Source organism: Sphingobium fontiphilum (assembly GCF_014196635.1).
Classification (GTDB): Bacteria; Pseudomonadota; Alphaproteobacteria; order Sphingomonadales; family Sphingomonadaceae; genus Sphingobium; species Sphingobium fontiphilum.
The window spans coordinates 220,182-239,139 of the sequence record NZ_JACIEB010000006.1; the positions used below are offsets into that span (position 1 = coordinate 220,182).

At 64.8% G+C, this 18,958-nt stretch carries 23 protein-coding genes; 10 read left to right on the forward strand and 13 right to left on the reverse strand.

Going from position 1 to position 18,958, the window contains the following annotated elements:
- The first annotated feature begins 2 nt into the window (after positions 1-2).
- Positions 3-752, forward strand: coding sequence for a hypothetical protein (locus GGR44_RS13465; protein WP_183956048.1), 750 nt, complete (start codon positions 3-5; stop codon positions 750-752).
- A gap of 62 nt (positions 753-814) precedes the next feature.
- On the opposite strand, the gene GGR44_RS13470 is transcribed toward GGR44_RS13465, so the two are convergent.
- Positions 815-1,132, reverse strand: coding sequence for a 2Fe-2S iron-sulfur cluster-binding protein (locus GGR44_RS13470; RefSeq protein WP_183956049.1), 318 nt, complete (start codon positions 1,130-1,132; stop codon positions 815-817).
- 87 nt (positions 1,133-1,219) lie between these two features.
- Between GGR44_RS13470 and GGR44_RS13475 the strand changes: the two genes are divergently transcribed.
- The gene (locus GGR44_RS13475; RefSeq protein WP_183956127.1) at positions 1,220-1,849 is read left to right on the forward strand and encodes a DNA-3-methyladenine glycosylase family protein; all 630 of its coding nucleotides are present in this window, start codon (positions 1,220-1,222) and stop codon (positions 1,847-1,849) included.
- 9 nt (positions 1,850-1,858) lie between these two features.
- Here GGR44_RS13475 and GGR44_RS13480 read toward each other — a convergent pair whose 3' ends face one another.
- Complete coding sequence (locus GGR44_RS13480; RefSeq protein WP_246344653.1) at positions 1,859-2,500, reverse strand: GIN domain-containing protein; 642 nt, start codon at positions 2,498-2,500, stop codon at positions 1,859-1,861.
- 35 nt (positions 2,501-2,535) lie between these two features.
- On the reverse strand, positions 2,536-3,267 hold the full coding sequence (locus GGR44_RS13485) for a head GIN domain-containing protein (protein WP_183956051.1): 732 nt from the start codon (positions 3,265-3,267) through the stop codon (positions 2,536-2,538).
- Positions 3,268-3,427: 160 nt separating this feature from the next.
- On the opposite strand from GGR44_RS13485, the gene GGR44_RS13490 reads away from it, so the two are divergent.
- The gene (locus tag GGR44_RS13490) at positions 3,428-5,017 is read left to right on the forward strand and encodes a M28 family metallopeptidase (protein WP_183956128.1); all 1,590 of its coding nucleotides are present in this window, start codon (positions 3,428-3,430) and stop codon (positions 5,015-5,017) included.
- Positions 5,018-5,032: 15 nt separating this feature from the next.
- Here GGR44_RS13490 and GGR44_RS13495 read toward each other — a convergent pair whose 3' ends face one another.
- Both GGR44_RS13495 and rpmB read right to left on the reverse strand, forming a co-directional pair.
- Positions 5,033-5,488 carry a GNAT family N-acetyltransferase gene (locus tag GGR44_RS13495; protein ID WP_425511324.1) on the reverse strand — a complete coding sequence of 152 codons (456 nt, stop codon included), beginning with the start codon at positions 5,486-5,488 and terminating at the stop codon, positions 5,033-5,035.
- A 98-nt stretch (positions 5,489-5,586) separates the two neighbouring features.
- Positions 5,587-5,880, reverse strand: coding sequence for a 50S ribosomal protein L28 (gene rpmB, locus GGR44_RS13500; protein WP_183956052.1), 294 nt, complete (start codon positions 5,878-5,880; stop codon positions 5,587-5,589).
- A 135-nt stretch (positions 5,881-6,015) separates the two neighbouring features.
- On the opposite strand from rpmB, the gene GGR44_RS13505 reads away from it, so the two are divergent.
- On the forward strand, positions 6,016-6,474 hold the full coding sequence (locus GGR44_RS13505; protein ID WP_183956130.1) for a nucleoside deaminase: 459 nt from the start codon (positions 6,016-6,018) through the stop codon (positions 6,472-6,474).
- On the opposite strand, the gene GGR44_RS13510 is transcribed toward GGR44_RS13505, so the two are convergent.
- Positions 6,436-8,337, reverse strand: coding sequence for a hypothetical protein (locus GGR44_RS13510; RefSeq protein WP_183956053.1), 1,902 nt, complete (start codon positions 8,335-8,337; stop codon positions 6,436-6,438). The genes GGR44_RS13505 and GGR44_RS13510 overlap by 39 nt on opposite strands.
- Positions 8,338-8,483: 146 nt before the next feature.
- On the opposite strand from GGR44_RS13510, the gene GGR44_RS16995 reads away from it, so the two are divergent.
- Positions 8,484-8,900: a GtrA family protein gene (locus GGR44_RS16995; RefSeq protein WP_183956131.1), complete on the forward strand. Its 417-nt coding sequence runs from the start codon at positions 8,484-8,486 to the stop codon at positions 8,898-8,900.
- Position 8,901: 1 nt separating this feature from the next.
- Here the strand turns inward: GGR44_RS16995 and GGR44_RS13520 are convergent, their stop codons facing one another.
- From GGR44_RS13520 to GGR44_RS13535, 4 genes are read right to left on the reverse strand one after another with little or no spacing between them, the layout of a single operon-like run.
- Positions 8,902-9,558, reverse strand: a complete 657-nt coding sequence (locus GGR44_RS13520) for a glutathione S-transferase family protein (protein WP_183956054.1) — start codon at positions 9,556-9,558, stop codon at positions 8,902-8,904.
- Between the two features lie 27 nt (positions 9,559-9,585).
- The gene (locus tag GGR44_RS13525; protein ID WP_183956055.1) at positions 9,586-10,389 is read right to left on the reverse strand and encodes a LytR/AlgR family response regulator transcription factor; all 804 of its coding nucleotides are present in this window, start codon (positions 10,387-10,389) and stop codon (positions 9,586-9,588) included.
- On the reverse strand, positions 10,386-11,492 hold the full coding sequence (locus GGR44_RS13530; protein WP_183956056.1) for a sensor histidine kinase: 1,107 nt from the start codon (positions 11,490-11,492) through the stop codon (positions 10,386-10,388). Before GGR44_RS13530 ends, GGR44_RS13525 begins: the two co-directional genes overlap by 4 nt.
- Before the next feature lie 55 nt (positions 11,493-11,547).
- Positions 11,548-12,039, reverse strand: coding sequence for a winged helix-turn-helix transcriptional regulator (locus GGR44_RS13535; RefSeq protein ID WP_183956057.1), 492 nt, complete (start codon positions 12,037-12,039; stop codon positions 11,548-11,550).
- A 134-nt stretch (positions 12,040-12,173) separates the two neighbouring features.
- On the opposite strand from GGR44_RS13535, the gene GGR44_RS13540 reads away from it, so the two are divergent.
- Entirely contained in the window at positions 12,174-14,279 is a 2,106-nt protein-coding gene (locus GGR44_RS13540; protein ID WP_183956058.1) for a RelA/SpoT family protein, read from the forward strand.
- 60 nt (positions 14,280-14,339) lie between these two features.
- On the opposite strand, the gene grpE is transcribed toward GGR44_RS13540, so the two are convergent.
- The 3 genes from grpE to GGR44_RS13555 are packed head-to-tail and all read right to left on the reverse strand — an operon-like array spanning position 14,340 to position 16,265.
- Positions 14,340-14,900, reverse strand: a complete 561-nt coding sequence (grpE, locus tag GGR44_RS13545) for a nucleotide exchange factor GrpE (RefSeq protein ID WP_183956059.1) — start codon at positions 14,898-14,900, stop codon at positions 14,340-14,342.
- Positions 14,897-15,940 (reverse strand): heat-inducible transcriptional repressor HrcA, encoded by a 1,044-nt coding sequence (gene hrcA, locus GGR44_RS13550; protein ID WP_183956060.1) that lies wholly within the window; start codon positions 15,938-15,940, stop codon positions 14,897-14,899. The genes grpE and hrcA overlap by 4 nt, the downstream gene beginning before the upstream one ends.
- A gap of 31 nt (positions 15,941-15,971) precedes the next feature.
- Entirely contained in the window at positions 15,972-16,265 is a 294-nt protein-coding gene (locus GGR44_RS13555; RefSeq protein ID WP_183956061.1) for a 4a-hydroxytetrahydrobiopterin dehydratase, read from the reverse strand.
- Positions 16,266-16,309: 44 nt separating this feature from the next.
- Between GGR44_RS13555 and GGR44_RS13560 the strand changes: the two genes are divergently transcribed.
- The 4 genes from GGR44_RS13560 to GGR44_RS13575 are packed head-to-tail and all read left to right on the forward strand — an operon-like array spanning position 16,310 to position 18,928.
- Entirely contained in the window at positions 16,310-16,717 is a 408-nt protein-coding gene (locus GGR44_RS13560; RefSeq protein WP_183956062.1) for a metallopeptidase family protein, read from the forward strand.
- Positions 16,714-17,337, forward strand: a complete 624-nt coding sequence (gene ccmA, locus GGR44_RS13565) for a heme ABC exporter ATP-binding protein CcmA (protein WP_183956063.1) — start codon at positions 16,714-16,716, stop codon at positions 17,335-17,337. Before GGR44_RS13560 ends, ccmA begins: the two co-directional genes overlap by 4 nt.
- A 2-nt stretch (positions 17,338-17,339) precedes the next feature.
- Positions 17,340-17,981 carry a heme exporter protein CcmB gene (locus GGR44_RS13570; protein ID WP_425511325.1) on the forward strand — a complete coding sequence of 214 codons (642 nt, stop codon included), beginning with the start codon at positions 17,340-17,342 and terminating at the stop codon, positions 17,979-17,981.
- 53 nt (positions 17,982-18,034) lie between these two features.
- A complete protein-coding gene (locus GGR44_RS13575) occupies positions 18,035-18,928 on the forward strand; it encodes a DMT family transporter (RefSeq protein WP_183956065.1) in 894 nt (297 codons plus the stop codon).
- Positions 18,929-18,958: the final 30 nt, after the last annotated feature.

Below are 18,958 nucleotides of genomic sequence, written 5' to 3' on the forward strand. Positions count from 1 at the left end.
CGATGATCCATTGGAAGCATAGCGTCTTGGCGATGGCGGCGGCCCTGATGCTGCCGGGATGCCTGGTGACGCCAGGACAGTTCGAATCCTCGCTCGACATCCGCGCGGATCGCAGCTTCACCTTCGCCTACAAGGGCGAGATACTGGCCGCCAACATGAACAAAGGCAGTATTTCGCCGCTGGAGGGCGGCGGCGCCCCCGCCAAGGAAGACAGCGCCTATTCCCAGATCGCGCTGTGGCAGGCCGAAGGCCGCGCGGAGGGCACCGGAAAGGACAACCGGCCCGATGGAGCCAGGGAAGACGTCGCGCAATTGAACGCCATGGCCGCCGCACTGGCGAAGGAGCCGGGTTTCCGGTCGGCCCGCTATGTCGGCAACAAGACGCTGGTGGTCGACTATCGGCTTTCGGGCACGCTGACCCACGCCTTCCTGTTTCCCTTCAACATCGACGCGCAGGTCCCGCTGCCTTTTCTGGCAGTCGAGTTGCGCGGCGCGGACACGGTAAGAGTCAAGGCGCCCGCCTTCGCCAATCAGTCGGGCAAGGCGGGAGACGCCGCCATGCTGGCGGGCAACAGCGATGAATCGGCCAAGGCGCTGAACGGCCATTTCGTCCTGACCACCGACGCGGAAATCATCAGCCAAAATCAGGAGGATGGCGCACAGCCCGGCGCCAGTGGCAAGCAAATCCGCTGGACGATCACACCGCTGACCAGCGAAGCGCCGATGGCGGTTCTGCGCCTGAAACCGCTTTAGTCGGCAGCGAAATGGTGTGGCAGGCAGGAGCGGGCGTTCATCCACGCCCCTGCCTGAAGGGATCAGTCTTCCGGCGCGATTGTGACGCGCAGACCGTCGACAGCATCGCTCAACATGATCTGGCACGACAGACGGCTGGTTTCGTTGCGATGATCGGAACTGTCGAGCAGGTCGCTTTCATCCTCGCTGACCGGCGGCAGCGCGCCAGCGAATGCCGGATCGACATAGACATGACAGGTCGCGCAGGAACAGCAGCCGCCGCACAGCGCCAGCAGTTCATCGAACCCGTTATCGCGAATGACTTCCATCACGGACAGGCCATCGGCGCCATCGACGGCGCGCTCTTCCCCATCGCGGTTGACCACAAACAACTTAGGCATATAGGCAAACCCCCTTCCAAATACCAATCTGCCCATATCGGCGGAATTGAGGAAATCAAGGGCGCAGACGCCGGAACCGGGGACATGATGGTTACAACCGCCGATCAGTTGCGCGCCAGCCTGGACGCGATCGCCGCCGCAGAACCCGCTTTTGCCGGCGCAATCGCCCGCGCAGGCTACCCCGCGCCGCGGGTGCGCGAGCCGGGTTACGAAACATTGCTGCGCACGATTGTGGGGCAACAGGTCAGCGTCGCCGCCGCCGCGTCGGTCTGGCGCAAGCTGGAGGCGGAACTGGGCCTGGGCTGCGCGCCCGATGCGCTGATCGCGCGCGATTTCGATGCTTTGCGCGCCTGCGGTCTTTCGCGGCAGAAACAGGGCTATGCGCGCAGCCTGGCCGAACTGGTGCTGTCGGGCGAACTCGACCTTCACGCCCTGCCCGCCGACGATGAGGACGCGATCGCGCAACTGGTGCGGATCAAGGGCATTGGCCGCTGGTCGGCGGAAATATACCTGCTTTTCGCCGAAGGACGGCCGGACATCTGGCCGGCAGGTGATCTCGCCGTGCAAATCGCCGTCGGCCAGATATTGGGCCTGCCTGAACGCCCCAGCGAAAAGACGACTCGCGCGCTGGCGGAAAACTGGCGTCCGCATCGCGGCGCGGCGGCGATCATGGCCTGGCACCATTATAATGGCGGCGCAGACATGCTGGAAAGCTGAACCGCAGCGTCAATAGCTCTCGCCGCCGCACGCCACCCGACCCGCGCCATTATTGGCGACGGTGCAGGCTGCGGGGCCGCTGACCGTGACATCGCCCGTCCCGCTCGCCCGCACATCGGCGGAGGTGATCGCGGTCAATGCCATGTCGCCTGGCCCGTCATTGCTGACCCGCGCCGTGCGCGCCGCCAGCCCGGACGCGGCCAGTTCGCCCGGTCCCCACAGGCGGATATCGGCGGCGCCCGCCTTGCCCGACAGGGTCACGCGCCCGCCACCGGCCAACGACACGGTCAGCCGGTCGACCTCGACCGCGGCGACCGTCACATCGCCATTGCCGCCCACCACGATGTCGCCGTTCAGCCCCTTCATCCGATCGACGCTGACCGCGCCGCCGCCGACCATCACCAACCGGCGCAAATCGCCCGTGGACAGACGCAACGTGGCGGAACCGGCATTTTTCTCGCCCGGCCGCAGTGGCGTCATCCGGATCGACAAGAGCCGCCCCGACACGCTGAGCGCGATCCGGTCCAGCGTCGCGCGCGGGCCTTCGCCGCTGGCCGCAACACCCCGCCCGGTGGTCAATTCGACGCGAATGGGCGCGTCGATCCGCACCGAATCGAAACTGGGGACGACATAGGCCTGGGTCGCGGCCATGGCCGGAACGGCGGCCATAACGGCCAAAACCGCGATCAGGGCGCGCAGTGCGCCTCGCCCGATCCCATTATATCCGCCTTGCACCTGGCCTTGCCCTTCACGTTCGCGTCGCCCGATCCCAATATGCTGATAGCGACCGCGCCGTCGGAGGCAAAGCGGCTGTTGCCCGACCCCATGATTTCAACCTTGCCGCCGCCAGCCTTCAAGGCGTCGCCATCGAAATCGCCCGACCCGGTGATCGACACCTCCACCGACTTCGCGCCGCCCTGCGCATAGATGTCGCCCGATCCGGTCAGTTCGGCCTGAAGCAAGTCCACCGCGACCGCGCCCAACGTGAGATTGCCTGATCCGGTCAATGCAGCCTTCATCGCCTTGCCGTCGACCCGGTCGACCTTCAGATCGCCCGATCCGGTCAGGCTTGCGCCGCTGATCGCTGGCATGGTCACATGGATGGTCGCCCCCTTGTCGCTGCTCCATCCCAGATTCCAGCGCGGTTCGCGCCCGATTTTCAGCACGCCGTCGACGACCCTGATCTCCAGTTGGCTGATGGCGGCGGGATCGCCCTCCGCCCGAACGGCAAAGTCCCTGCCCTGTCGCACCGCCACATCGTCCGGCCCGGTCAGGTCGATCCGGTCGAAATCGCGCAGGCCCGACCAGTTCTTCGGCGCGGCGCCTCCATGCTCTTCGGTCTCCCGCCCGCTCGAACAGGCCACGACCAGCATCAAGGCAACAAGCGGAAAAGAGCGGATGAAATGGCGATTGGGCATGGTCGAACCTTCCTGAAACTGTATTGCAATCATAATACAGTGCGATGGCGGTTCCAAGCCCCTTGTTCGTCCCTCTCGACAAAGCCCGTCCTTCCCCGGACAACAGGCTTCCGATCCTTCTGCCGTTAGGAGACGAACCTTGACCCTTCGCCGCAATACCATGGCCCTGATGCTGCCTTTCGCTGTCGCCGCGCCTGCCATTGCGCAAGATGCGCGCGGGGACGCATGGTGGGCGCATGTGGCCTATCTGGCGAGTGACGAACTGGAAGGGCGCGAGGCGGGATCGCCCGGCCATGAAAAGGCGGTGCAATATGTGATCGGCCAGTTTCAGGCGTCGGGCCTGAAACCCATGGGCGAGGATGGCTTTCGCCAGCCCGTGGCGCTGACAGAGCAGCGGGTTTTGCTAGACAGAAGCAGCGCGACATTGATCGGCCCGGATGGCGAAACCGCGCTGTCCATCCCGGCCGACATCATCCCCGGCGGCCGTGGCGGCCCGCCGCCCGCAATGGTGGACGCGCCGCTGGTCTTCGCCGGATATGGCCTGCACTTGCCCGAAGTGGGTTATGACGATTTCGCCGGGCTGGACCTGGCCGGCAAGATCGTCGTCGTCATATCCGGCGGTCCGGCCAGCATTTCGGGCGCGCTCAAATCCCACGCCCGCTCGGAACGCGGCGGATGGCTGGCCAAGCAGGGCGCGGTCGGCATGATCGAGCTGGTAACGCCCCCGCAGGTCGAAATCCCCTGGGATCGGCGCATGGCGCTGGCTCCGCGCGCGGCGATGTATTTCAGCGACCCGGCGATGCGGGAAACGTCGGCTCCCTTCTTCTCCGCCCAGTTCGACCCCGCGAAATCCGCGATGCTGTTTGCGGGGTCTGGGCAGGATTTCGAAAAGATCGCCGCCGCTGCGGACGCTTCCGCCGCCGTGCCGACATTTGCGCTGGCAACCCGGCTGCGCGCCAGCACCGCGACCACGCAGGTCGAACGCCTCTCCACCAATGTCGTGGCGATGATGCCCGGCAAGGGGAAGCTGGCGAAGGAATATGTCGTCCTGTCCGCCCATATCGACGGCTATGGCGTCGGCACGCCGATCAAGGGCGACGCCATCTATAATGGCGCGCTGGACAATGCTTCGGGCGTTGCGTCGCTGATCGAGATCGCGAAAAAGCTGAAGGCCGACAAGGCGAGGCCCAGACGCTCCATCCTGTTCGCCATCGTCACCGGCGAGGAAAAGGGTCTGCTCGGCTCCCGCTATTTCGCCAAACGCCCGACCGTGCCCAAGGCGGACATCGTCGCCGACCTCAATTTCGACATGGCGCTGCCGATCTTCAAGCTGACCAGCGTCACCCCCATCGGTTATGACCAGAGCAGCCTGGGCAAGGATGCCGAGGCGATCAGCGCCGCCATGGCCCTGCCCATCGTGCCCGATCCCTTCCCCAACCGCAACGTCTTCATCCGGTCGGACCAATATGCCTTCATCCGCGAAGGCATACCCGCGCTGTTCTTCAAATATGGGTTCAAGGCGGGAACGCCCGAGGCCGATGTCGAAAAGGCGTGGCGGGCCAATATCTATCATTCGCCTTTCGACGACGCGAACCAGCCGGTGATGCCCGCCGAAACGGTGAAGCTGAACGATTATGTCGCCGCCGTCACCATGCGGGTCGCCAATGCGAAGGCGCGCCCGGCATGGAATGCCGACAGCTTCTTCAAGCGATTCGCGGATGAGGCGAAAGCAGGCCCGGCGAAGGAATAGGCCGACGCGACGCTGTTACAGGGCCAGCGTCAGAAACTGGTTGTGCGGGCTTTCCTGATAGTCCGCAAAGGGACCGCAGGGTGTGAACCCGGCCCTGCGATACAGGCGCACGGCTGGCTGGTGCAGTTCCGCCGTGCCGGTTTCCAGACTGAGCCGGGCATAACCGCGCGCCCGCGCCTTTCCGATCACATGGTCGAGCAGGGCGCGCCCGACGCCAGCGCCGCGCGCCGCCGGGGCCGCGCGCATCGACTTCACCTCGCCATGGGTTTGGTCCAGTTGCTTGAGCGCGGCAAAGCCCGCGAGTTCCCGGCCGCGCCACGCCGTCCAGAAGATGACGTTCGGCGCAGACAGGCCGGTGGCGTCCAGCGCAAAGGCAAAATCGGCCATCACCGAACGCAGTTCGGCCAGATGATGGGCCAGCAGCGCCGCGACATGCGGCGCGGCGGGATCGTCCTGTCTGATGTCCAGCATATCATCCCCGGTCCCGATCATCCGGGCGAATCAGATGCACACGCAAAAAAGCGGCCCCGACGGGACCGCTTCATCGCACTCGTCCCGAAACGGGCGAATCAGGCGGCGGAGGCCGCCTGCTTCTTGACGATGTCGCGCTTCAGGCGACGGGCCTTCAGCGACAGCTTGTCGTCGCTGGTCTTGAGCAACCAGTTGTCGAGGCCGCCATTATGTTCGACCGAACGCAGGCCGTGGGTCGACACGCGCAGCTTCACGCCGGTTTCCAGCGCTTCGGAGATCAGCGTGACGTTCTGCAGGTTCGGCAGAAACACGCGCTTGGTCTTGTTGTTGGCGTGAGACACATTGTGGCCCACCTGGCGGCCCTTGCCAGTCAGTTCGCAAATGCGCGACATAATCGTATCAACCTTGTTCGTTCGGGTTCGGTCGGAAAGCGGCGCAGTTAGCGTCAAACCGGTCTTTCGTCAACCGTTTCGGCCAGCCCCTTGCGCGCCTTTCCCTTGGCCGCGCCCTTAGGCTAAATGCGCGCGATGGACCAGCCTTTTCCCCTGCCCGCTCCCATGCGCCGCGCGCTGGAACTCGCCCGCGCGGCGGCGGCTGCGGGCGAAGTGCCGATCGGCGCGGTCGTCACCCGCGACGGCGCCATCATCGGCGAGGGCGAGAATCGCAACCGGCGGGACAATGACCCCACCGCCCATGCCGAGATCGTCGCCATTCGAGCAGCAGCGCAGGCTTTGGGCGATTTCCGGCTGACGGGATGCGACCTGTGGGTGACGCTGGAGCCATGCCCCATGTGCGCGGGGGCCATATCCCATGCGCGCATCGCCCGTCTCTATTACGCGCTGCCGGACGCCAAGGGCGGCGGGGTGGAACATGGCGCGCGGGTCTTTGCCCGGCCGCAATGCACCCATCGGCCGGAAATCTATGGCGGTCTGGCGGAAACCGAGGCGTCAGCGCTGCTGCGTGACTTTTTCGCCGCCCGGCGCTGAATAATCGATTCGATAGACCTGATAGGGCAGCGTCAGCGGCGACCGGAACGTCACCGGCTTCAGCCAGGCCGGAATATTGCCCCGCATCAGTTGGGCGTAAAAGCCATGGACGCTACGCTGTTGATACAGCGTGCCTTCGGGAAAATTGGGGCAGAGCAACAGCAATGTCGCGCCATGCCGCCGTGCAATCGCGCGGAAGGCGTCGGGCGGCCCGTCAAAAGCGTGGTGGATGTCCAGGATCGCCGGGCCATTGCGGTGATAGGGGCCAGCGATGGCGCTGTGATGCGTGGTCGCGATGATTCGCGGCCCCAGATCGACGACGGTGAAGATGGTGGCGGGCGGCAATTCATCGAGCACCGCCAGCGCAGGCTGGGTGCGGCACCGCGCATTGGCGCGCTTGATGGCGTCGCGCCGCGCCTGAACCACGGGCTTGACCGGCGTCGGCGTCGTTCCGGTCCATTTGTTCCACAGCGCCATGGCCTGCGGATAGAGCGGATAGGCGCACAATATCGCCAGCCCCGCAGCCCCGGCGACCAGTCCCGCCGCGCGCGCCAGCTTTCGACCATGGATCACCGCGCGGACCACGCCATGCAACGCATAAGCGGCGGCCGGGATGGCGAGCAACTGGGCCGCCGGCCCCGCGCGCAACTGCCAGAACAGCAGCGCGGCGGCAAAGACCATCATCAGCCCGATGCTGCCGATGGCCCACATGCGGTCGGGATCGCGCCGGGCCGCCCACAGGCCGCCGATAACGCCGAACAGCCCCAGCACGGGCAACGCCAGCAACGGCACCACCAGACTTTGCGACTGCACCGTCAGCGGCTTTGCCTCGCGGATATTGGCGAGCCACAGGCGCTGAAGCTCCGGCGAGATTTGGTATGCGCCCGACAGGCATTGCGGCCAGTTGAGCCAGGCGAAGGCGACGACCGCGCCGCCCACCACCACGCCCGCAGCCAGCCGCAGGGGCCAACTTTTGAGCGGCAGCAACGCCAGCAGCGTCATACCCGCGCCCACCGCCGCGAAAATCGCCACCCATATCGGCGACAAGGCGTCGCAGACCATTTCCCGGTTCGCATAGCTGGCGAACAGGACGAAAAACAGCGCCGTCGATCCCGATAGGCTGATCGCATAGGGCAGCATCCGCCGCGCCGCGCCATCCTTGAACACCCATCGTAGGGCGATCACCGCGCCGCCCGCCGCCAGATAGACGATCATTTCCATGCCGATGGCGAGCGAGAGCGCGCTCGAAACGCCGGCCACCACGCCCCCGCGCAGCCAGTCGCGGTCGACCAGCCCCGCCACCATCGTCAACGCCAGCGCCAGTTGCCAGCCATGATGGTCGACGCGCATGGGCACATACATGCTCATCCCCATGCCCGCCGCGAGCGGCAGCAACATGGCGATGATCCAGCCATGGCCGCCCGACAGCCGCCGGGCGATGAACGCCAGGCTGCCCATCAGCAGCAGCAGCGGGATCAGCGGCGCGACGCCGCAGGCAAGCCGGTCGGCCATGCCCTGATCCACGAAGGCGCGGAAGAACAGCATCAGCGCGGCGAGCGGCAGATCGACGATGCGCGACCAGTGGATATTGGCTCCGTCCGGCGGGTCCAGCCGGTACTGGCGCAAATCATACCAGCCCTGCCCGGCCAGCCAGTCGCGCACCTGCACATAACGGATATTGTCGTCGGTGTCGGACAGCACCATCCATTGAATCGTCGGCCAGCGGGTGACGAGGAAGAAGGCGACAATGCCGATCCAGGCGACAAAGGTCAGCCATTTCCAGTGCCGGTCGCTCCAGACCGACAATGCGGCCAGCGCCGCCACGATCCGCCCGCGCAAGGCATCGACGCTTTTCAAGTCCATGCTCGCCTCAGAACGCGGAGCAGGCTGTCAGCGCCAGCAAGGCGCACGTCCGGGATATTTGCTGTCGCATCATTTTCCGCCGAAAACCGGTTCCCACTTTTCGGCTTGATGCTCTAAACCTCCCGCCGCAAAGCGCAACGGGGAGCATCACCATCTACACGCGATTGACCGCACAGCAGCGCGCGCTGTTCTGGCAGATCGTCCGCTATGGCTTGTCGGGCCTGTTCATCACCGCCTGTCAGGCGAGCATCTACTGGGTTCTCGCGGCGATCGTCGGGACGCATGTGCAGATCGCCAACAGCATCGGCTATCTGGCGGCGGTCGGCATCGGCTATGTCACGCACAGCCTGTTCACCTTTCGCGGTCAGGCCGGGGAAGGCGGCCATGGCGCGCGCGGCGTCCGCTTTGTCGCGGTATCGCTGGTCAGCTATGCCCTCAACGCCCTTTGGGTGGGCCTGTGCGTCACGCTGATGCGCTGGCCCGAATGGTCGCCCATCCCCGCCATGCTGTTCGTAACGCCTGGCATCGTTTTCATGCTGAACCGCAAATGGGTGTTCCGCTGATTCAATCCGCCTCGATGGCCCCCAGCGGAAAATAGGGCCGCCAGGGGCGCGCCTCGTCCACCGCGCGAGCAAAGGATGGCCGGGCGAGCAGCCGCTGGCGATAGGCCAGCAGATGGCCGAAATGCGGCGCGATGGGCTGCGAATGATGGGCGTAGAACAGGTGCGGCGCGGCGGCGCAATCGGCGAGCGAGAAGGCATCGCCCGTCGCCCATTCCCGACCCGCCATATGGGTATTGAGCCAGCTATAGGCCTTTGCCAGCGCAGCCTTCGCGTCCGCCACGCCCGCAGGATCCTTGAGTCCCTCCGGGCGTATGGCGTCGGCCACCAGCTTCTGCTGGGGCGTCGCGACATGATTGTCGAAAAAGCGATCCAGCCTCCGCGTCTCCAGCGACGCCGCCGGATCATCGGGAATTAGGCGGACGGGGCCGGGATGATGGATTTGCAGATATTCGATGATGATGCTCGATTCGGGCACCGCTTCATCGCCATCCTGCAAAAGGGGAAACTTGCCGATCGGCCAAAGCGCGGCAAAAGCCGCGCCATTGTCCGGCTGGTCCGGCTCCAGCATCCGCAGTTCAAAGTCGATCTCATTCTCGTAAAGCGCGATCAGCGCCTTCTGGCAGTAGGATGAGAAGGGGTGACCGAATAGTTTCAACATGGCTGCCCCTCCCCCCGTATCCGGCAATCAATGGACGAACCGCGCCACTACGTCGCGATAGGACCGGCTGACCTTCACCTGCGCGCCCGATTCCAGCACCAGAAAACATTCGCCATTGGTGTGGGGTTTCACCTGCCGCACCTGGCTCAGATTGACGATGGTGGAACGGTGCACGCGCTGGAAATTGCGCGGGTCAAGCCGCTTTTCCAGATCCTTCATGGTTTCGCGCAGGATCAGACTATTGTCGGCGGTGTAGATGCACATATAATCGCCCGCCGCGTCGATCCGCTCGATCGAATCCACGTCGACCCGGAAAATCTGGCCGCGATCCTTGATGTTGATCAGCTTTTCATAACGGCTCGACGCGGGGCCTTCCTCGTCCGCCGCCGCAAATTCATGCATCGCGTCGGGCGCAACCTCGGCCAGCATCTCGCGCAGCTTTTCCACTTCCTGCACCTGCCGTTTTTCGGCCAGACGCTGGCGCACACGGTCGAGCGCATCGGCCAGGCGCCCTTCTTCCACCGGCTTCATCAGATAATCGACCGCCTGCGCCTCGAACGCGCGGATGGCATGGTCGCTATAGGCGGTGACGAAGATGAACAGCGGCGGCTCAATCTCCATCATTCCCTGCACAACCGAAAAGCCGTCGAAACCGGGCATCTGAATGTCCAGGAAGACAAGGTCGGGCTTGTGCGTCTTGATCGCCCTGATGGCTTCGCGACCATTGGTGCAGGTTTCGATGATTTCGACATCCTCATGCGCTTGCAGACGCAATTGCAGGCCCTGAATGGCCAGGCTTTCGTCGTCGACGAGGATCGTTCTGATGGTCATGCGGCAACTTTCGATGGTTCTTCCATGGCGAGCGGTATTTCGATGATCACCGAAAAACCGCTGGGGCTGGAACGCGTTTCAAAGCTTTGTCGTTCCCCGAATGCCTGGGCCAGACGTTCCTTGATGTTCGCCAGTCCGACACCGGTTCCGCCCACGCTTTCAATGTTTGGCCTGCTGCCGCCTTCATTCAATCCCGGCCCGGTATCGGATACGATGATCCGGACATTTTCACCGGCCAATTGCGCGCTGACCGATATCTCCGCACCCTCTTCCTTGGGCGTGACGGCATATTTGATGCCGTTTTCGACGAGCGGCTGCAAAAGGAGGGATGGCAGGCGCGCATGGGCCACGGCCGGGTCAATGGAAAAGGTCGGGCGCAGCCGATCCTCGAACCGCATCTTTTCAATGTCGAGATAGAGTTTGAGCGTCTCGACCTCCTGTTCGATCGTCACCTGCGCCGTCGGTTCATTGGTCAGCGTGTAGCGAAGGAAGGAGGAGAGGCGCGACAGCATCTTGTTGGCGCGATCGGTCTGCTTCAACAGCACCAGGGTCGAAATGCTGTTGAGCGTGTTGAACAGGAAATGCGGGTTAAGCTGGTAACGCAGCATGGCGAGCTGTGCGCTGGACGCCTGACTTTCCAGCCGCAGAAGCTGATCCGCCTGTTCCTCCACGGTCAGATAGAAATTGATGGCATAATAGAGCGCCGACCATGCGCCCAGCAGGGTCATGTTGAGGTAGAATGCCCCCAGCAACAGTTGCACGCCGATGCTGTCGACCGATTGATTCTGCGTAGCAAACACCCACGCGTCGATGAAGGCGCACAGCCCCGCCGCCGCAACGACGGCCACGATCGACGCGCCCCAGGTGATAAAGGGCCGCTGTTTCAGCAGCCATCGGAACATGACGGCGATCAGCAACGTCACCGAATAGCCGGTGACGGTGGATATGAGCACCGGGACAAGCGACGAGAGAGACTGCCCGTTGGCCAGGGTTGAAGAGGCCCGCAACAGGAACGCGCCCGCCCAGCCGAGGGACTGGAGGTTCCAGAAAGCCCGGTTTTTGTCGGCGAAAAAAGGCTGCGGCTGGAAAGGATTGGCAGACATCGTCCGAAAACCTAGGCCATTTGCGGACGGTCGTGAAGCCGAACCGAAAGGAGCATCAGGCAGCGGCCTGTTCCTTGTCGCCCGCACAAGCGAATGGACGGGCTTCGTCCTCGTCAAGCCAGATCAGGTCGGAGAGAGCGAGCACCCTGTCGTCATGCGCCCGAATGCCGATCGGCTGGATCGGCCGGCGGTCGCGCCGGTCGGCCAATATCGGCGTACAGGGCGCGCCGCTGCCCCATTTTTCGCCCCATTGCCGCAGGGCGATCATCACCGTGCCCAGTTCCTGCCCTTTTTCGGTGAGGCGATATTCGACCTTGCGCCGGTCGCACTGCATGGGCTGACGCACCATGATGCCATTTTCCACCAGCCGGGCCAGACGGTTGGCCAGGATGTTGCGGGCGATGCCCAGTGTCGATTGAAACTCCTCGAAATGGCGAATGCCCGAAAGGGCGCCCCGCAAGATCAGGAAGGACCAGCGTTCCCCCATCGCCTCCAGCGCGGCGGGAAGGGCGCAATGTTCGAAATGCTGGATCGGTGCCGGTGTCATTATCAGGCAACAATAGCCCAAAGCGATGGGGGTTGCAAAATCGCAATCCGTTGTGCACCGCAAAAGGATCGTTTCGTGGCCTTGCGCGATTTTTTTGTTGCACGCACAGGGCCTTCCCACACAATCGGATCACGATGTTACGCCAGTATGAACTTGTCGAACGGGTAAAGAGCTACGATCCCGAAGCGGACGAGGCGATGATCAACCGCGCCTATGTGTTTTCCGTCCAGAAACATGGCAGCCAGAAGCGCGCCAGCGGCGACCCCTATTTCAGCCACCCGATCGAGGTGGCGGGCATTTTGACCGACCTGCACCTCGATGACCGCACCATCGTAACCGCCCTGCTGCACGACACGATCGAGGACACGCTCGTCACCTATGAGGAGATCGAGGAGGCGTTCGGTCCCGACGTCGCTCGCATGGTCGATGGCGTCACCAAGCTGTCCAAGATCGAGGCCCAGTCCGAAAATGAGCGGGCGGCGGAAAATCTTCGCAAGTTCCTGCTCGCCATGTCGGACGACATCAGGGTGCTGCTGGTCAAGCTGGCCGACCGGCTGCACAATATGCGCACGCTGCACTTCATCAAGAATGAGGTGAAGCGGCGGCGCATCGCGCGCGAGACGATGGACATCTACGCCCCGCTCGCCGAGCGGATCGGCATGTATGATTTCATGCGCGAAATGCAGATGCTGGCCTTTCGCGAACTGGAGCCGGAAGCCTATGACAGCATCACCAAACGGCTGGAGCGGCTGAAGGAAGGCGGCCACGACAAGGTCGACCGCATCGGCGCGCAACTGCAACTGCTGCTGGGCAGCAACGGGCTGTCGGTCACCGTTTCGGGGCGTGAGAAACACCCCTATTCCATCTGGCGCAAGATGCAGGAGAGACACATCAGCTTTGAACAGCTGACCGACGTCATCGCCTTTCGCGTCATCACCGACAACACCGACGACTGTTATCGCGCGCTGGGCATCATCCACCAGCACTATAAAATGGTGCCGGGCCGCTTCAAAGACTATATCTCGACGCCCAAGCGCAACGGTTATCGGTCCATCCACACCACCGTCATCCACAGCGAAAATGCGCGGATCGAGGTGCAGATCCGCAGCCGGGAAATGCATCAGGACAGCGAATTCGGCCTCGCCGCCCACTGGGCCTACAAGCAGAAGGGCGACGCCGGCGACCGGCAGGCGGCATGGCTGCGCGATCTGGTCGAGATCCTGGAGCAGAGCCAGGATGCCGACGAGTTGCTCGAACATACCCGCATGGCGATGTATCAGGACCGGATATTCGCCTTTTCGCCCAAGGGCGAACTGCATCAGTTGCCCAAGGGGTCGACCCCGGTCGACTTCGCCTATGCCGTCCACACGACGCTGGGCAACCAGACGGTGGGGGCGAAGGTCAACGGCCGGGTCGTGCCGCTGCGCACCCCGCTTGAAAATGGCGATCAGGTCGAGATTCTGAAATCCGGCGGGCAAAGCCCCCAGCCCAACTGGCTCACTTTTGTGGTCACCGGCAAGGCGCGCGCCGCCATCCGCCGCTTCATCCGCCACAAGCAGCGCGACGAGATGGTGGCGCTGGGCGAGAAGCTCTATGAGGAAATCGTCGGCCGCCTGCCCGCGGACCTGGCCGCCGAACTGGGCGACAAGGCGCTCAAGGCGGCGCTCAAGCGGCTGAAGCTGGAGGATCGCGCGGCGATGATGATCGCCATCGCCACCCACCGCCTGCTCGATTCGGAAATATTGGAGGCGCTGATCCCCGGATCGACCACCAGCGAGGGGCTGGCCGAGGCCCATCCGCGCCAGCACGCGCCCGTGTCTATCCGCGGTTTGACGCCGGGCATCGCCTATGAACTGGGCGAATGCTGCCACCCGGTGCCGGGCGACCGGATCGTCGGCATCCGCCGCACCGGCGCCCCGATCGAGGTGCACACCATCGATTGCCATTCGCTGGAAAGCGGACAGGATGCCGACTGGGTCGACCTGTCCTGGGATACCGGGTCAAAGGGCGGCACGGCGCGCCTGTCGGTGATCGTCAAGAACCAGCCGGGCGCGCTGGCCGCCGTCACCAATGTGTTCGGCGCGACCAAGGCGAACATCCTCAACCTGCAACTGGTCAACCGCGAGGGGCCGTTCCACACCGACATCATTGACATAGAAGTGGACGACGCCGCCCACCTGATGCGGATATTGTCGGCCCTGCGCGGGCTGGACGCGGTGGCGCAAGCGGACCGCGTGTGATCCGAAAAGGCCGCCACCCATCCGGGCAGCGGCCTTTCACATCATTGCTATATCAGCCGGTCAGTCCGGCTTTTTCGCCACGCCGACCAGAGCCGGGCGCAGCAGGCGGTCCTTGATCAGGTAGCCGGCCTGCATTTCGGTCAGGACCGTGCCCGGCTCCATGTCGGCGGAGGGAATTTCCATCATCGCCTGATGCCTGTTGGGGTCCAGCGGTTCGCCGACGGACACCAGCTTCGTAATGCCGTTGCGGCTAAACACGGCCTCCAGTTCGCGGCCCGTGGCCTCAAGGCCCACCACCAGCCCCTTCATCTTCTCGTCGTCGCGCAACTCGGCGGGGATCGCCTGAAGCGCGCGGGCGAGGTTGTCGGCTACCGAAAGCATGTCGCGGGCGAAGCTGGTCGCGGCATAGGCGCGGGCGTCGGCCAGTTCCTTTTCCATGCGGCGACGCACATTCTGCGTTTCGGCATGGGCGTAGAGCACGTCCTGCTTCGCGGCGGCCAGATCATTCTCCAGCGCGGCGATGCGATCATCGACGGCGTCCATCGCTTCCTGCGCGCTCATATCCTCGGGCAGCGTGTCCACGGCCTCTTGATTATCCATCGTCTGCTTTTCGTCACTCATCTCATCAATCTCGACAGCGTCTGTGCGGTGAAATCCACCATGGGGATCACCCTGGCATAGTTCAAGCGTGTGGGGCCGATGACGCCGACCACGCCGACCACGCGCCCGTCGCCCCCGCGATAGGGGGCGGCTATGACCGAAGAACCCGACAGGGAAAAGAGCTTGTTTTCCGAACCGATGAAGATTTTGGCCGCGCTGGCGCCCAGCGCGCCTTCCAGCAGGCGGGCGATTTCCTGCTTGCCTTCCAGTTCCTCCAGCAATTGCCGGACCCGTTCCAGATCCTCGGCGGCGGCGGCGTCGATCAGGTTCGCCTGCCCCCGCACGATCAGCACCGGGCGCTGCTGCGCATCGGCCGACCATATGGCAAGCCCCCGCTCCACCAGCGCTCGCGCCGCGCCGTTGAGCGCCGTCTGGTCCCGCTCCAGTTCGCCGCGCAACTGTTCGCCCGCCTGTCGCAGGGTCAGCCCGGCAAAGCGTGCGGACATGTAATTGGCCGCTTCCGACAGGGCGATGGGCGACACGCCTTCGGGCAGGTCGAGCACCCGGTTTTCGACCGATCCGTCCTGCCCGACCAGCACGGCCAGCGCCTGCCGGTCGTTCAGGGGCACGAAACCGAACTGGCGAAGCAGCGCCTCGCGCTGGGGCACCATCACGATCCCGGCGCAGGCCGACAGGCCCGACAGCGCCGCCGTCGCCGCCGACAGCGCCTCCTCTATCCGCCCGCCCTCGCTGATCCCCGCCTCTATCGCGCGGCGTTCCTCGACCGATGGTTCAGCCGCCTGCATCATCCCGTCGACGAAAAGGCGCAGGCCGGTTTCGGTCGGCATCCGCCCCGCCGATGTATGCGGCGCGGCCAGCAGGCCCAGTTCCTCCAGATCCTGCATGACGTTGCGGATGGAGGCCGGCGACAGGCTGAGCGAATTCATCCGGCTGATCGTGCGCGACCCGACGGGCAGTCCCGTGCCCAGATAGCTTTCCACCACCAGGCGGAAAACATCGCGGGCGCGGTCGTTGAGTTCACTGATCGGGGACGTGGCCATGGACATCATCTAGGAAATCGCCGCCGCACGCTCAAGCCGCCAGCAGCGCGTCGATGGCGCGGGCCATGTCGATGTCGCGTTGCGACAGCCCGCCCGCGTCATGGGTGGTCAGCAAAATATCGACACGATTATAGACATTGGACCAATCGGGATGATGGTCTGCCTTTTCCGCCAGCAACGCCACCCGCGCCATGAAGGCGAAGGCCGCCGAAAAATCGCCGAAGATGAAGCGCCGGCTAATCCCTTCCGGTTCATCGACCAACCGCCATTCGGGCAGGTCCGCCAGCGCCCGCGCGCGGGCCGCATCGTCCAGTCTGTCAACCATATCGGTGGCTATCCTCCGCCTGCGCTTTGTCCTATGTCGCAGCCATGCCCGACCCAGGTCAACCACCCCTTTTCGCGCCGACCACCGCTCAGATCGAGCAACTGGCGCTGGCCGCGCTCAGCCGCCTGCCCGATCCGTTCCGCGATCATCTGCGCCATGTCGTTCTGTTCGTGCAGGATTTCGCGGATGAAGCGGTACTGGCCGACCTCGACATCGACGACCCTTTCGGCCTCACTGGCCTCTATTCGGGCCGCCCGGTGGGCGAGCCCGCACAGACCGGGGATGCGCCGCCGACCATCCACCTGTTCCGCCGCCCCCTGCTCGACGAATGGGTCGAAACCGGGGTCGCGCTCGATGCGCTCATCACCCATGTCGTCGTGCATGAAGTTGGCCATCATTTCGGCCTGTCCGACCTCGACATGCATGTTTTGGAAGACATGGTCGCGCCGTGAGCGAGCGGCCAGCGCCTGTTCCGAGCGGCGCGCGCCTGCGCCTTGCCGACCTTGCCTGCCTGCGCGGCGGGCGGCTGTTGTTCCATCATGTGAACCTGTCGCTGGCGGCGGGCGAAGCGGCGATGCTGACCGGCCCCAACGGCATCGGCAAATCCAGCCTGATGCGGGTCGTAGCCGGCCTGTTGCCCGCCTTTGCCGGGACGGTCGAGCGCGAAGGCGCGCTGGCGCTGACCGATGAGCGGCTGGCGCTGGACATGGAGCGCCCGATGGCCGATGCGCTGGCCTTTTGGGCCATGATTGACGGCGCGTCTCCCGCCGCGCTGGCCGTGGCGCTCGACCGTATGGCGCTGACGAACCTTGCCCCGGTGCCGGTGCGGATGCTGTCGACCGGCCAGCGCAAGCGGGCGATGCTGGCGCGGGTCATCGCGTCGGGTGCGCCGATCTGGCTGCTCGACGAGCCGGCCAACGGGCTCGACACCGCCTCCATCGCGCTGCTGGGGGAGGCCATCGCGGCGCACCGCGCGAGCGGCGGGCTAGTGCTCGCGGCGTCGCATCAGCCATTGCCAATGGACGGCGCGATCGGCATCGACCTGCGCGATCATGCGGTGGAACCGGCATGAATATGCTGATCCCCCTCATCGCCCGCGACCTCGCCAATGGCTGGCGTTCAGCCGGACTCTGGCTGCCCGTCGCCTTCCTGTTGCTGGTCGCCAGCCTTTATCCCTTTGCCTTGGGGCCGGACGCGGGCCTGCTCGCCCGCACGGGCGGCGGCATGTTGTGGATCGCGGCCCTGCTCGCCAGCCTGCTGCCCATCGACCGGCTGATCGCGCCCGACCGCGATGCCGGGGTGATCGACCAATTGTCGCTGCGTGGGGTGAGCGAGGAAACGCAGGTCATCGCCAAGCTGATCGCCCACTGGATCGGCTTTGGCCCGCCTTTGCTGTTGGCGTTGCTGCCCGCCGCCGCGCTGCTGAAACTGCCCGCGCCGACCATCTGGACGCTGGAGGCGGGGCTGCTGATCGGCACGCCCGCGCTTGCCGCCCTGTCGATACTGGTGGCGAGCCTGACCGCCGGGTTGCGCTCCAGCGGAGCGCTGGCGGGGCTGCTGGCGTTGCCGCTGGCGGTGCCGCTGCTGATCTTCGGCGCGGGCACTCTGGGCGACGGCAGCGGCGCGGCCATGAAGTTCCTGGGCGCAACGTCGCTGCTGCTGGTCGCCATCACCCCCGTCGCTGGCGGCGCGGCCCTGCGCGCCGGGCGCGAATAGCCCCGCCATAAAGGCGGATCGACAGCGGCCGTCCGATCCGCCAAGGGAACGCCATGTTCGCCCTGTTCGCCGCCATCGCCTTCGTGCTTATCTGGTCCACCGGTTTCATCGTCGCGCGCGCGGTGGTGCCCCATGCCTCGCCCGAACTGGTGCTGGCGATCCGCATGACGCTGACCGCCGCGCTCTTGCTGGCTGCCGCTCTCTATCGGCGCGAGGCGTTGCCGCGCGGATCGCGACTGATGCACCATCTGGCGGCGGGGGCGATGCTGCACGGCCTTTACCTGATCGCCAGTTGGTGGGCGGTGCTGCACGGAATGCCGGCGGGCATCATGGCCCTGCTCGGCGCGCTTCAGCCGCTGATGGTCGCGCTCGCCAGTTTCCTGTTGTTCGGCGAACGCCTGTCCGCCCGCGCCGTCACCGGCATGGCCATCGCCATGACCGGCGTCGCCTGTGTGCTCTCGCCCATGATCGCGCGCAGCGATGTCGGCGGCCTCACCGTGCTGACCGCCGCGGCCGCGATCTTTTCCATCCTGGCCATGGCGGGCGGCACCCTCATTCAGCGCGGCGCGATTGCGGGCGACCCCATCCTGATATCGGGCGCGGTCCAGAATGCGGGCGGCGCGATCTTCGCCATCGTCGTGACGCTGCTGGTCGGCGATTATCACTGGGATAACAGTCCGATGCTGTGGCTGGGGCTGGGCTGGTCGATATTCGGCCTGTCGATGGCGGCTTTGTCGCTGCTGGTGTGGCTGGCCCGGCATCAGGGGCCGACGCGCATGTCGATGCTCCTTCTGCTGGTGCCGCCGCTCGCCGCGATCGAGGCCTGGCTGCTGTTCGGGGAACGGCTTGGCCTGGTCCAGATCGTCGGGTTTCTGCTGGCGCTGGGCGGGGTGTTGCTCGGCCGGTCGAAGGCGCGCGCCCGCGCGGACCTGATCGAACCGGCTTGACCGTCACGCGCCTGTCATAAAATGCCACGG